This window comes from Yersinia alsatica (assembly GCF_025133195.1).
GTDB lineage: Bacteria > Pseudomonadota > Gammaproteobacteria > Enterobacterales > Enterobacteriaceae > Yersinia > Yersinia alsatica.
The window spans coordinates 3585411-3598244 of the sequence record NZ_CP104006.1 but is presented as its reverse complement, the minus strand read 5'-3'; the positions used below and the strand labels follow the sequence as shown (position 1 = coordinate 3598244).

Genomic DNA, 12834 nt, shown 5'->3' with positions numbered 1-12834 from the left:
ACTGACCAGAACTTAGCTCTTATACATTATTTTCCTAACTTACTGATGGTTCATTAATATGAAAGAAACGGATGACTTGGCGCAACTCAGCACCTTGCTCTGTTAATGACTGTGCTGCCGCCGCAGCTTGCTCAACCAGGGCTGCATTTTGCTGTGTAACTTGGTCCATCTGTTCGACGGCAATGCCTATCTCTTGGATACCAATATGTTGTTCTTGTGAGGCGGTAGATATTTCACCCACTATATGCGCAACTTTGCCCACAGAATCTACAATTTCGCCCATAGCCTGACTGGCATGATCGGCGCGTTCTGAACCTGCCGTAATTTTTTCAACAGTGCCGACAATCAATTGCTTAATTTCTTTCGCGGCATTTGCACTTTTTTGAGCTAAAGTTCGAACTTCACTTGCCACCACAGCAAATCCTTTGCCTTCGTTGCCTGCTCTAGCTGCTTCAACTGCCGCATTTAGCGCTAATATATTGGTTTGGAAAGCAATACCTTCAATGACCGCAATGATATCAACAATCTTTTTCGAGCTGTTGGATATTTCCTGCATACGAAGTAGCATTTCATCCACAATAATTCCACCTTCAGTGGCCGTGGCGGCGGTATTTATGGCTAATTCACTTGCTTGCCGAGCATTATCAGCATTCTGGCGTACAGTTTGAGTCAATTCTTGCATATTTGCTGAGGTCTGAATTAATGAAGACGCTTGTTCCTCGGTACGTTGTGATAAATCAGTATTTCCTTGGGCAATTTGGTGCGAGGCAACAGAAATTGATTCGCTACCGTGCATGATTTCATTAATTGTCTTCTTCAACTGCTGATTCATTGTATTTAGGGATGCCAACAGACTATGGTTATCTCCTGAGCGCAGTTTTATTTCAGTTGATAAGTTACCTGCTGCAATATGACCCATAATTTCTACTGCATAAGCAGGCTCTCCGCCCAGTAAACGTGATAAGTTTCGAGCAATGACAATAGCAAGCACGGCCGAAATGAAAACAGCAAAGAGTAATAAGGCGAGCAGTACGTTTTTAGCGGTATTAAAGCTTTGTTGGCCTTCTGCCGCTGCTTGCTCTCCGCCTTGAACTTCAAGTACCACCAACTCAGCTAAGTCTTTCATTAATTGCGTGCGAAATTTTCTGGAGGTATCTCCGCTTATCTTACTTGCTTCAGCCAATTGGTTATTATTAACGGCATCAATAACAATATTATTAGCTTGAGAAAAATGGTCAAAATCTGACATTATTTTCTTGAATAACTCCGAGTCATTGTAACCTTCCGGTAGTTTCAAGAATAGATTTTGTGCTGCACGAAAATCATCCATGGCCTGCAAAATCTCCAGACGATGACCTTCACGTTCTTTTTCTGTTGAGGAGGCGATATATTGCACCTGTTGCAGCCGCAGTTCAGCTAAAACTCCACGCATTTCCAATGCATAGCGAACCCCTGGTAGCCAGCTGTCGCGATAGGCTTCTAGCCGAGAGTTATTACTGCTTAACTGCGACAACGCTACAGCACCAAGCAATAGCATCATTAGGATAACAACAGAAAAACCGGAGAGTAATTTTGTCAAAATGGATAGGTCGGAGAACTTTTTCATGATCACTGCATTTATTAAATTTAGGTGCAATGTATAACGGCAAATGAAATGAATTCTTGATGTAATAAAACTACTTAATTTAGTTTTTTAAGTGTTTTGTTTTATATCTAAAGTTCAGATAAATGTTACTTAATAGAAGAGGGGTAATCAGAGCTCATGCCAATCCTAGATTATTAATCTGGCAATTCGCCGTATCTCAATGTTGTGTACTTGATTGATGACTGACTGATAAAAATATTACTCACAATAATTAACGAACAACCAACCTGGCACTAATCTTAATGATGTTTTCATACCGCTATTTTTTGCCTTTCTATCATTTTCAGTTCTCTCTCGCTAACGTGACTTAATCGTTTTTAAGGAATGTGCTAAGCTCGAATCATCAAAACTTTAGGTGGTCAATTATGGTCTTTGTCATTCTTTGGTTTGCTATTGCAGGATTAAGTGAGTACTTGGTGTGGGGCTATCCGCTATTGGCGGTCTTACTTGCTCTACTTTTTGTGGTGCTTGGCGGATACTGGATTTACCGAATCAGAAAAATTCAGGTAAGTGATGAGCCTTCTGATGAGGTCAGATCAACGTCAATCAGTAATCTAAACCTGACTTTTTCAGTGGTGCTGCTGGCGATTCACGCAGTTATTTTGTTGCTAGTTCGCTGATCGGACCCGGTTTCATGGCATATCCCGCCATTAACTGTGCCACTGGCCCCATGCGGATATGAGTATCCAGGCAGCAAGAACCCAACATAAAACGGCGGCCAATAGAGCTATGGGTAAACGTAAGTGAGCAATGAAAAAATAAAGTGATATCAGATAGATAAAGTAAGGAATTATCGCCCATAAGCCGAATATAATTGTTATGCGTAATGCTTGGATGCTACGCTCACTGCCCACAATATAATGTGCAATAAGAGCAAACGTCGGAAACAGCGGGATTAGGCCAGCAATATAGTAATTACGTGTTTTCGATAATATCCCAATCAGTACCACAACTCCGGCACCGATCAATGCTTTCAGCAGCAGACCCATTATTGTCTCAAACATATCAAAAATGTAAGCTACCAATAAAGTATATTATCTTGAAAGAAAAGAAAATTCTTTATCGGTAGCAGCATTACATCAAGATTTCACACCTATCTCGCGGCTATTATTGACGATAACCGTTCTTAATTTGAGCCAGAGTATTGGTGAAAACTTCAGCTTGAGCAGGGTCTTCAATACCGGCGATGGAGCGTTCGATATTTAAGATTACTTTCCCAGCGTCGGCTTGGCCGATCGCTTTTAGCAGCAGGGTCATCGTTGCTTTCAAACAGGCAACTTCATTTGCTAAAGTTTCTGGGTCAGCAGAAGTGGTAAAGTCTGGATTACTCATTTTTTTTCCTGAAGTTGTAGCTTACCTGCGCACAAGGAGACGTGGGGAACCCAGTATCACAGTGAACATTAGCGGCATTATTAAACAGTCGTTTCATTATATCATAAACTGATGATTAGCTTTGATAACCTGTGCGTAATTTTAAATGGACAGCCCGAGCAATGGTGTTGTCGACGGTGGTAGGTAGCGGCAGCTATACTCACTCAATGTTTTCACTCACCACGCTTTAACTTAATTAAGTCACTTTTGTTCATAAAAAACATATCCATTTTCTCGGTATGATTTGTGTCAAAAAACACTCATTTTGATAGTAAATGAGATATAAACAATAAATAAACAACTAAGAATAATTCCTATGCCAGAAAATAGTGCAGAATTATCTGATTGTTAGTTTTATCAATATGTTGTCTCAGTCTGCCTAAAAAATTACTTTCTAGTGTTAAGATTTATTTTTTGTATGAATATGTGGGCGACGCCGAGAAAAATCTTAAAAAAACTTTTCTTTTCTATCATGGTATTAATTGATATGCCTGCGATTTTATGTACATAGTCAAAATGATGATGAAAATAATATCTGTCAAACAATATAGATATGAATTTGCAATTATTCTGTATTCATTCTTTGGTCGAAAACAAGTAATATCATTAGCGTAAACAAAGTGTGATTAGGTTACTCCCTTATTTTTGGAGAATTTTCTTTGATTAGCGTTCTTCTTGTTGATGACCACGAACTGGTGCGCGCAGGGATACGACGCATTCTTGAAGACATCAAGGGTATCAAAGTTGCGGGCGAGATGCAGTGTGGGGAAGATGCGGTAAAATGGTGCCGTAGCCACATTGTTGATATCGTTTTGATGGATATGAATATGCCCGGTATTGGTGGGTTGGAGGCTACCCGCAAGATTTTGCGTTTTTCTCCAGATACTAAAGTTATCATGCTAACCATTCATACAGAGAACCCATTACCGGCGAAAGTTATGCAAGCTGGAGCCAGTGGATATCTGAGTAAAGGCGCGGCCCCTCAAGATGTGATTACCGCAATTCGTGCGGTTCACTCAGGGCAACGTTATATAGCTTCTGATATTGCGCAACAGATGGCCTTGGGGCAGTTGGAGCCCTCAACAGAGACTCCATTTAGTTGTTTGTCAGAGCGTGAATTACAAATTATGCTAATGATCACGAAAGGCCAGAAAGTGAATGAGATATCGGAACAACTTCACCTGAGCCCCAAAACGGTGAATAGCTATCGTTACCGGATGTTTAGTAAGCTTAATATTAGTGGTGACGTTGAGCTGACCCATTTGGCTATTCGCCATGGTCTGTTTAACGCGGAGACGTTGTCTAATAGTGACTGATTGTTTTGATTCTAAAGAGTTTTTAAAAACTGTCACCAGCCAACCTGGTGTTTACCGCATGTATGATAAAGCGGGCACAGTTATTTATGTCGGCAAAGCCAAAGATCTTAAGAAACGCCTGACGAGCTATTTTCGTGCTCATGTAGCAAGCCGCAAAACCGAGACCTTGGTCAAGAATATTGCTCAGATCGACGTGACTGTCACTCATACAGAGACGGAAGCGCTACTGCTTGAGCATAATTACATCAAGCTTTATCAGCCTCGTTACAACGTGTTGTTACGTGATGATAAGTCGTATCCACTTATTTTCCTAAGCGCGGATAAGCATCCGCGTCTAGCCATTCATCGTGGTGCAAAGCACGAAAAAGGCGAGTATTTCGGGCCATTTCCCAATTCCTATGCTGTCCGAGAAACTCTGGCACTGTTACAAAAACTTTTCCCTGTAAGACAGTGCGAAAACAGTGTTTATCGCAATCGTTCGCGACCGTGCCTGCAATACCAAATCGGTCGTTGTTCTGGGCCATGTGTATCCGGCCTGGTGAGTGATGAAGAGTATCAGCGGCAGGTTGATTATGTGCGTTTGTTCCTATCGGGCAAAGACCAACAAGTATTGACGCAACTCATTTCCCGTATGGAAGAGGCCAGCCAATTACTTCATTTTGAAGATGCTGCACGTATTCGTGATCAAATTCAGGCGGTACGCCGAGTGACAGAACAGCAGTTTGTTTCTGGCGACAGTGAAGATCTTGATGTTATTGGCGTGGCATTTGATGCGGGATTAGCTTGTGTTCATGTGTTGTTTATCCGGCAAGGCAAGGTGTTGGGAAGTCGAAGCTATTTCCCCAAAGTGCCTGCAGGAACTGAACTGAGCGAAGTTGTTCAAACATTTGTTGGGCAGTTTTACTTGCAAGGCAGTCAGGGCCGCACGCTCCCAGGCGAAATTTTGTTAGATTTCACGTTGGCGGAAAAAGATCTGCTGGCTTCTTCTCTTTCTGAACTGGCGGGAAGAAAAATCCAGATTCAAAGCCGGCCACGCGGTGATCGCGCTCGCTATCTCAAGCTTGCGCGCACCAATGCTTCAACTGCGCTAGTTACACGTTTGTCTCAGCAATCAACTATTCATCAGCGTATGAAAGAGTTAGCAAAAATTCTTAATCTCGATGAAATAAATCGGATGGAATGTTTTGATATCAGCCATACGATGGGGGAGCAAACAGTGGCATCTTGTGTGGTATTTGATGCAAATGGCCCTGTACGTTCGGAATATAGGCGCTACAATATTAGTGGCATCACGCCCGGTGATGATTATGCGGCGATGTCTCAAGTGCTTAAACGTCGATATGGCAAAGCATTAGATGATAAAAAAATTCCTGACGTTATCTTTATTGATGGCGGGAAAGGGCAGTTATCTCAGGCTTTTGAGGTTTTTGCCTCATTAAATGTGCCGTGGGATAAGCAAAAGCCTTTATTAGTCGGTGTTGCTAAAGGAAGTGATCGAAAGGCTGGGCTAGAAACATTGTTTCTGGCAGCGGAGGGCGAGGGCTTCTCGTTACCACCGGATTCGCCAGCATTGCATTTGATCCAGCATATTCGTGATGATTCTCATAATCACGCAATAACCGGGCATAGGCAGCGCCGCTCAAAAGTAAAAAATACGAGCGCATTAGAAATGATAGAGGGAGTTGGCCCTAAACGGCGGCAAATATTGCTCAAGTATATGGGGGGACTGCAACCTTTACTTAACGCAAGCGTCGAGGAAATTGCAAAAGTGCCGAGTATTTCACAAGCATTGGCAGAAAAAATCTACAATGCATTGAAACACTGAAGCTAATGTTGCACCATACTCATAATATCCACACCAGCCAGATAGTTATCGTAGCATTATGCAATTGAATATACCGACTTGGCTTACCCTGTTTCGTGTTGTACTCATCCCATTCTTCGTTCTGGCATTTTATCTGCCATTCGTTTGGGCCCCGATGGTTTGTGCCATCATATTCGTGTTTGCAGCAGCAACCGATTGGTTTGATGGCTTTTTAGCCCGCCGCTGGAAACAGACAACCCGTTTCGGGGCTTTTCTTGACCCTGTAGCGGATAAAGTTATGGTGGCCATTGCCTTAGTGCTGGTTGCTGAACACTATCATGTCTGGTGGATTACTCTGCCAGCAGCGACTATGATTGCCCGTGAAATTATCATTTCCTCTCTTCGAGAGTGGATGGCTGAAATTGGCAAACGTAGCAGTGTTGCAGTCTCATGGATTGGCAAGGTAAAAACAACGGCTCAAATGGGCTCATTGGTGGGGTTACTTTGGCGTCCAGACCATAATGTTGAGCTGGCGAGTTTTGTTCTACTCTACATCGCTGCGGTACTGACTTTCTGGTCAATGTTTCAATATTTAAACGCGGCATGGAAAGATTTGCTCGAACCTTGATCGAAGCGCCGCAAAAAGCAGCAAACGAACACATTCGTCAGATAATTTTATTGACTCATTGCGTCAGGTAAGTAGAATGCATCGCATCAGACGGCAGCAACGAAATGTCGAAAGATAGCAAAAGAATCAGTAAGTTCTGATGTTGCGGGAATAGCTCAGTTGGTAGAGCACGACCTTGCCAAGGTCGGGGTCGCGAGTTCGAGTCTCGTTTCCCGCTCCAAATTAGTAGGTTGGCGATAAGCGAACCTCAGCAGTAAAGGCAAAGAAGAATAAGGCGCGTTGGCAGAGTGGCCATGCTACGGATTGCAAATCCGTCTACCTCGGTTCGACTCCGGGACGCGCCTCCAGTTTTCCAGAGCCCGGGTGGTGAAATCGGTAGACACAAGGGATTTAAAATCCCTCGGCTTATGGCTGTGCGGGTTCAAGTCCCGCCCCGGGCACCATGGAAACAAATCTAAGTAAAACAAAGCAGTATGAGTATGTCGTTAACCGCCGTGAGGCGGTTTTTTTGTGCCTGAAATCACATTCCTAAGATGTTCCTAACATCATTTCCTAACATGATTTTGGCAATCTGAATAAAAACTCACTTTTTCTGACCGCCCACCACTGGCACGATTTCTGTTTTCCTGTCATATCTTGCTGTCTGAGCCGTATTCTTATGCCCTGAAATAGCTTGCTTCTCTTCGAGTGTTCCCTCTAAATCGGATATTCCCTTTGCCTTTAAATCATGAAATGTGAAGTCAAAATCCAATTCAGGAAATGTTTTTGTGGCCAGTAATTTTGCATTGCGCCACCGACTATTGAAACCATCTCTTGTGTAACCATGCCCTGATTTTTGATGCAGTACATAAATACTGCTCACTCCTGGCGCTATTTCTATTTCATCGGCAATCTTGATGGCCTGCTGTAATCTTTCTGTCCATGCCTTGATCTGCTTCTTGCCTGTTTTCCCTTGCTGTATAAATACGCCGCTATCCATTAGCTGTGACTTTTTCAAGGCAAGGATGTCCGCTTGCCGAGCACAACAAAGATAGGCAAGTTCCATTGCAGCTTTTACAATAAACGGTGCAACATTGTAGAGAGCGTTATATTCCGCGTCAGTGATGTACCTTTCTCTACTAACCTCTTTAAACTGTTTAACCCCTTTGCATGGATTGCCTTTCACCATTCCCCGCTCATATCCCCAGCGATAAACTCGCGAGAGGAAAGTTTTCTCACGGTTTGCTTGTGTTCTGCTGGCCACCCCCGCGTTTATCCATATATTTCCTGATATGTTCAGGTTTTATATTGTCTGGTTCCATTTTCCCGAATACTGGTAATACCCTAAGTGAATATTTGCGGTAATCTTTCTGCGTCTCAATGGCTAACTCATTAAAATCAGCAGAGCGGAAAAATTGCTCAATGAGTTTATTCAGGCTGGTTTTTTCTAGTGGCTCATTATTTATCTTTTCGTAGCATGACCAGATTTGAGAAATAGGTGCATCTAGCGGACAAAGAGATATTGAGCCGCCACGCGCAGGGTGAAATTCATATTTGGATTTACCACGATAAACCCGAGGGGGCAATGCGGCATCTTCGGGTTTTTTACGCTTACCGGCCATTGGTCATGGCCTCGAAATTAGGTTCTTCTTTCGCCAGTTCTACTTGTTTGCCGCGTAAACTAACTGGATTCAAAAAATGACCCCAAGTTGTTTTCGGGTGTCCATCTGGACGCAGGATAGAAAAGATCCCAGAGCGGTGTAAAGATTCGCATTGTTTGGTTTTATAGTGATGACCGGTTAGTTCAATAATCTCCTCTTTGGTGATTATGTCGTGGTCGTTTCTCATGGTCTTGCCCCTGTATTATTCGGCCTATCGCTCTGTCGGTCTCAGAACAGGCACGCTGTATATCTTGGTCGGTGAGTTGCTGCTTTCGTACGTTGGCTGATAATTTGCCGATCTTAATATCGAAGTCGGTTAATAGGCGCTTGCCCAGTTGCCATTGCTGCATGCTGGTTTCCCTGGTGTTGGTTTTCCACCATGCTAGCGGGGTAGGCTGATTATTTCTGATTAAGCCAAATCAACTTTTGGTTGGTACCTTTTTTTGTCTCCAGCACCCTATAGCTAAATCAGTGCCGAATTAAAGGGCTGATAATGTTAGCCAATAGGCGCTTAAGGCCAGCAATAAGAATATTCATTCGGTCAGTCTGCCGCCTACGGGCGCGCGGGGCATGTGATGGGTTTTGTGTGAGGGATGGCACAAAAGGTTCACCAGAGCTTTAAATTCAATTTTCATACATAGCATTTAGTTAAATTAAAACAATGAGTTAAATAAAATAAAGCAAAAGAGGTTAGACTGCTAAATAATACATAATCAATTAATATTGTATTTGATAAATTAATTAATGTTGTGTTTAATATAAATGTAAAACAAATTATTAAATAAAAGCTCATTATAATAATTATATTTTTTAGTTAATAATTTAAATTCAACCTGAAATATATGTAATGTACATTTTAATAACTATTATACTAATCTTGCCTGTCATTTCTAATGTCTGGCATTTTCATTTTCCCACGTAGAATTATCATGATAATTTATTTGGAGTTTGTATGAATGTTAATAGTAAACTTATGGAGCTTTTCAAGTTGCCATTATTTAATGCTGAATTGAAATATCACATTTCCAGGCGTGACTATATAGATTTAACTGTAAAAAGGATGAAGTTGATCTTTAAAGAGAAATTAATTCACAATGATATGTGGCTTGGGCAGGGTAAAGAAATTAAGTTCAATGAGTTATGTGAAAATATAGGTTTAATTGGTGCATTTGACCACTCATTAGCAATATCGATATCTACCCATCTGATTTCTGGGAATGTTATGTTCACACAGTCTGACCCTATTCAGATGGAGAAATACCATGATGAAGTAAATAACCTTCACTGCATATACTCTATGTGTTGTTCAGAAATTGCCAACGGCACTAACGTAAAGAATCTGGAAACCACGGTAACCTATGAGCATAAACAAAAAAAAATGCTCCTTCACTCCCCAAGCTCTGGTTCATGTAAGTTTTGGATAGGGAATGCTCTCTACAGCGCATCAGTGGGCATGGTATTAGCAAGACTTATAGTTAATGATACTGATCATGGCCCTCATTGGTTTCGAGTCCCGTTAAGGGATAAGGATGAAGGGATATTATTTCCTGGTATAAATATCATCACCGTAGGCCCTGAAGGAGGAATGCACGGAATACAGATGGCTGCAATTCGATTTAATCAGGTTAGCATCCCTCTCGATGCTATGTTACAACGCTATTCAAGAATATCTTCTGACGGCGTATATCATAGCGAAATGGATCAACCACAGCGTTATATAAATTTATTTGAAACTTTTTTACAAGAAAGACTAATCCCATTATATATGCTAGTAAAATCCTCAGCAACTGCACTTAATATTACATTTAAATACTCTCAGAATAGAATTATATCATATGAGCCAACATGTAAAACATTAATTATGGAGCCTCTATTTTGCCAACGATTATATCCTGAGTTATTAAAGTCTGCGGCGATTATGATTATGGGAAAGATAATTGTCAGGATGTTTGTAAACTCGTGGGAAAATAAGAATTCATATAAAGAGTTGCAAATCCTAGCCTCGGCGGGAAAGTATATTGGAACATCGTTGGGTTTGGATGTTCTGCGGCAGTGTCGTTTGATGTGTGGAGCCTTGGGATTCCATCATTATAATAAAATTATTACATTACAGAATGATGCAGAGGCAGCATTAACTTATGCTGGTGACAATTCAGTAATGTCATACCAAATTGCAAAGCACATGGTTAGGACACACCGATTTAATAATCCGATGACTGTTCCCGCCAATCTTGCTCAAGAGGTCGAGAAGAAAGTAGTCGCTGATTGTCAACATAACCCATTATCGCATGCTGCCGCACAAATATTATCTTACTCTTACGGGTTAGATTTGGTTATTCAGGAGATACAAAATTCAGGTATTTTAGATGATGAGCTGTTATTAGATTTAATTAATGTCTTTTCACCTTATCTGTCTGAAAATCCAAGTCCTGTAGTTCCTACAATGGAGAAAATAACGTATCTGATTAACCTTATCTCACCTCCACCTGAACTAATAACAGCACCAATAGCTAACGCTGACTATACAAAGGAGTTCACTTCGAAATTATATATTGAATGATATGATGCTTATCTGTCTCATACTGACTAATCACTATAGGAATTATACTATGAATACAACCAGTTTAAACATAGATAAATATAATGACAAAGTTAAATCTCGGAAAATAAGGCAGGCTATAGTTGGCCACTGCAAAGAAATAGAGGGGAAATATAGTATATTAAAACACCAGGACGCATTAGGTTTTAGTATTTTATACTCTATGATTGGAATTATTATAGTTAGTTCATTATGTTATCTCAATGGATATATCGCATGGTGGGCATGTATCATAATCAATACTCTTTGTATTTCTGTGGCACATGAAATTGAACATGATTTAATCCATAATCTATATTTCAAAAGTAATCGTGTCATGCATAACGTAATGATGGCCTCAGTATGGATGGTTCGCCCTAGTACGGCTAACCCTTGGGTTAGGAGAAAGATTCACTTAAGGCATCACCAAATGCCAGGAACATATGAGGATTTAGAAGAACGATTACTTTCTAATGGTCAGCGCTGGAGCCTGCTGAGGCTATGGATGATTAGTGATTTTATAGTTGCAGTAGCTGTAGTGATATTACAGGCTGAATCGAAGGAGGAAAGAAAAAAATTACTTAAGAAGGCAATTAAAGCGTTCTTCCCAGTCTCACTTTTACACTCACTAATTGTATATTCATTTATTATATTTCACTTAGTAAATGTTGCCTTGCCATTACTTGGCATCGCAATAACTTGGTCTGGAATGACTCTAAAAATATTCAATGCTATTGATGTAATGATGGTAATAATCATAGCTCCTAATATACTTTGGTCGTTCTGCTTACATTTCATAAGTTCAAATATGCATTATTATGGTGATAATGAAAGTGGTAATACTATTCAGGAAACTCAGGTGCTTAACCCTTGGTGGCTTTGGCCGTTCAACCTATTTTGTTTTAACTTTGGTAGCACTCATGCAATACATCACTTTGTAGTAAATAAGCCTTTTTATATCAGACAACTATCAGCACCATTTGCACATAAAGTAATGAAGGATATGGGGGTAAGATTTAATGATTTTAAAACATTTAACAGAGCAAATAGATGGGGGGAAACAAATAATTAAGTAATGGACGATAAAAAGTTACTTACCAATACAATCCAAAGCCAGCCCCCAATCCATTCACTATCGCCGTCAGTAAAACTCAATAACTGGCGGCGTTCATATTTCACGGTTGGCCCTTTCTTTGTGACCTTATCGCGCAAGCCGTAGTGATGCACCCGCACTAGACTATTAACCATACCGCTAAAGGTGACAGTGTCCCCGTCGGCGTTGGATTCGCTTTTAATAAAACGGGCGGTGCGCAGTTTGGTAAACATCTTGCGTTTGATGCGGCCTAGTTTATCGGGGCGCTTTTTCTTGCGGGCTATAAAGGGGGGGGGCGCGTCATAAAGCGCTATATGTTTTTCATCCGTTATATAGCGAGCTCGGGCTTTTTCTTTGAATTGCTTCACTCCCTAGCATGGATTTAATTTTACTTTCTCCCGCTCGTAACCCCAGCGAAAAACCCTCGACATAAAAGACTTTTCTTTATTTGCCTGGACTCTGCTTTTTACTCTACGCTTATCCATATACTTCCGAATATGCTCAGGTTTTATGTTGTCTGGCGTCATTTTTCCGAACACAGAAATTATTTTTGATGAATACTTCCGGTAGTCCTTTTATGTTTCGCTAGCAAGTTCGCAGAAATCACCAGACAACAGAAATTTATTAATCAAACCAATAAATGAAGAATCCTCTTTCTGGCTGATCATGAACTTTTCAAAGGCAACCCATACATCAGCCTGACTATACTATGCAGATGAAAATGGCGGATGGTTAGTTGGCCTGCACCGCAAATTAGGC

Annotated in this window: 11 protein-coding genes, 3 tRNA genes and 1 pseudogene; 9 read left to right on the top strand and 6 right to left on the bottom strand. The window is 41.0% G+C overall.

Going from position 1 to position 12834, the window contains the following annotated elements; all coding sequences use genetic code 11:
• Positions 1-34: 34 nt before the first annotated feature.
• Positions 35-1606 (bottom strand): methyl-accepting chemotaxis protein, encoded by a 1572-nt coding sequence (locus N0H69_RS16050; protein ID WP_050151287.1) that lies wholly within the window; start codon positions 1604-1606, stop codon positions 35-37.
• 404 nt (positions 1607-2010) lie between these two features.
• Here N0H69_RS16050 and N0H69_RS16045 point away from each other — a divergent pair, with 404 nt between their 5' ends.
• Entirely contained in the window at positions 2011-2265 is a 255-nt protein-coding gene (locus tag N0H69_RS16045; protein ID WP_050107483.1) for a hypothetical protein, read from the top strand.
• A gap of 30 nt (positions 2266-2295) precedes the next feature.
• Here the strand turns inward: N0H69_RS16045 and N0H69_RS16040 are convergent, their stop codons facing one another.
• Both N0H69_RS16040 and N0H69_RS16035 read right to left on the bottom strand, forming a co-directional pair.
• Positions 2296-2634, bottom strand: a complete 339-nt coding sequence (locus tag N0H69_RS16040) for a GlpM family protein (protein ID WP_050107481.1) — start codon at positions 2632-2634, stop codon at positions 2296-2298.
• Between the two features lie 118 nt (positions 2635-2752).
• Positions 2753-2977 carry a DUF2594 family protein gene (locus N0H69_RS16035; RefSeq protein WP_050107479.1) on the bottom strand — a complete coding sequence of 75 codons (225 nt, stop codon included), beginning with the start codon at positions 2975-2977 and terminating at the stop codon, positions 2753-2755.
• A 698-nt stretch (positions 2978-3675) separates the two neighbouring features.
• On the opposite strand from N0H69_RS16035, the gene uvrY reads away from it, so the two are divergent.
• From uvrY to N0H69_RS16005, 6 genes are all read left to right on the top strand, one after another.
• Complete coding sequence (gene uvrY, locus N0H69_RS16030; RefSeq protein ID WP_050107477.1) at positions 3676-4332, top strand: UvrY/SirA/GacA family response regulator transcription factor; 657 nt, start codon at positions 3676-3678, stop codon at positions 4330-4332.
• Entirely contained in the window at positions 4325-6157 is a 1833-nt protein-coding gene (gene uvrC / locus N0H69_RS16025) for an excinuclease ABC subunit UvrC (RefSeq protein WP_050107475.1), read from the top strand. The genes uvrY and uvrC overlap by 8 nt, the downstream gene beginning before the upstream one ends.
• 58 nt (positions 6158-6215) lie before the next feature.
• Positions 6216-6764 carry a CDP-diacylglycerol--glycerol-3-phosphate 3-phosphatidyltransferase gene (gene pgsA, locus N0H69_RS16020; RefSeq protein ID WP_019080796.1) on the top strand — a complete coding sequence of 183 codons (549 nt, stop codon included), beginning with the start codon at positions 6216-6218 and terminating at the stop codon, positions 6762-6764.
• A 144-nt stretch (positions 6765-6908) separates the two neighbouring features.
• Positions 6909-6984, top strand: a tRNA-Gly gene (locus N0H69_RS16015).
• A 53-nt stretch (positions 6985-7037) separates the two neighbouring features.
• Positions 7038-7111, top strand: a tRNA-Cys gene (locus tag N0H69_RS16010).
• A 10-nt stretch (positions 7112-7121) separates the two neighbouring features.
• Positions 7122-7207: transfer RNA gene (locus N0H69_RS16005), tRNA-Leu, on the top strand.
• A gap of 140 nt (positions 7208-7347) precedes the next feature.
• Here the strand turns inward: N0H69_RS16005 and N0H69_RS16000 are convergent.
• Both N0H69_RS16000 and N0H69_RS15995 read right to left on the bottom strand, forming a co-directional pair.
• Positions 7348-8365, bottom strand: a pseudogene (locus N0H69_RS16000) (tyrosine-type recombinase/integrase).
• The gene (locus tag N0H69_RS15995; protein ID WP_050151286.1) at positions 8355-8591 is read right to left on the bottom strand and encodes a DUF4224 domain-containing protein; all 237 of its coding nucleotides are present in this window, start codon (positions 8589-8591) and stop codon (positions 8355-8357) included. Before N0H69_RS15995 ends, N0H69_RS16000 begins: the two are co-directional and overlap by 11 nt.
• A gap of 765 nt (positions 8592-9356) precedes the next feature.
• Between N0H69_RS15995 and N0H69_RS15985 the strand changes: the two genes are divergently transcribed.
• Both N0H69_RS15985 and N0H69_RS15980 read left to right on the top strand, forming a co-directional pair.
• Positions 9357-10964, top strand: a complete 1608-nt coding sequence (locus N0H69_RS15985; RefSeq protein WP_050151285.1) for an acyl-CoA dehydrogenase family protein — start codon at positions 9357-9359, stop codon at positions 10962-10964.
• A gap of 49 nt (positions 10965-11013) precedes the next feature.
• Positions 11014-12054, top strand: a complete 1041-nt coding sequence (locus N0H69_RS15980) for a fatty acid desaturase (RefSeq protein ID WP_050151383.1) — start codon at positions 11014-11016, stop codon at positions 12052-12054.
• On the opposite strand, the gene N0H69_RS15975 is transcribed toward N0H69_RS15980, so the two are convergent.
• Complete coding sequence (locus N0H69_RS15975; RefSeq protein WP_080994242.1) at positions 12051-12443, bottom strand: phage virion morphogenesis protein; 393 nt, start codon at positions 12441-12443, stop codon at positions 12051-12053. The two genes, N0H69_RS15980 and N0H69_RS15975, sit on opposite strands and share 4 nt — an antisense overlap.
• Positions 12444-12834: the final 391 nt, after the last annotated feature.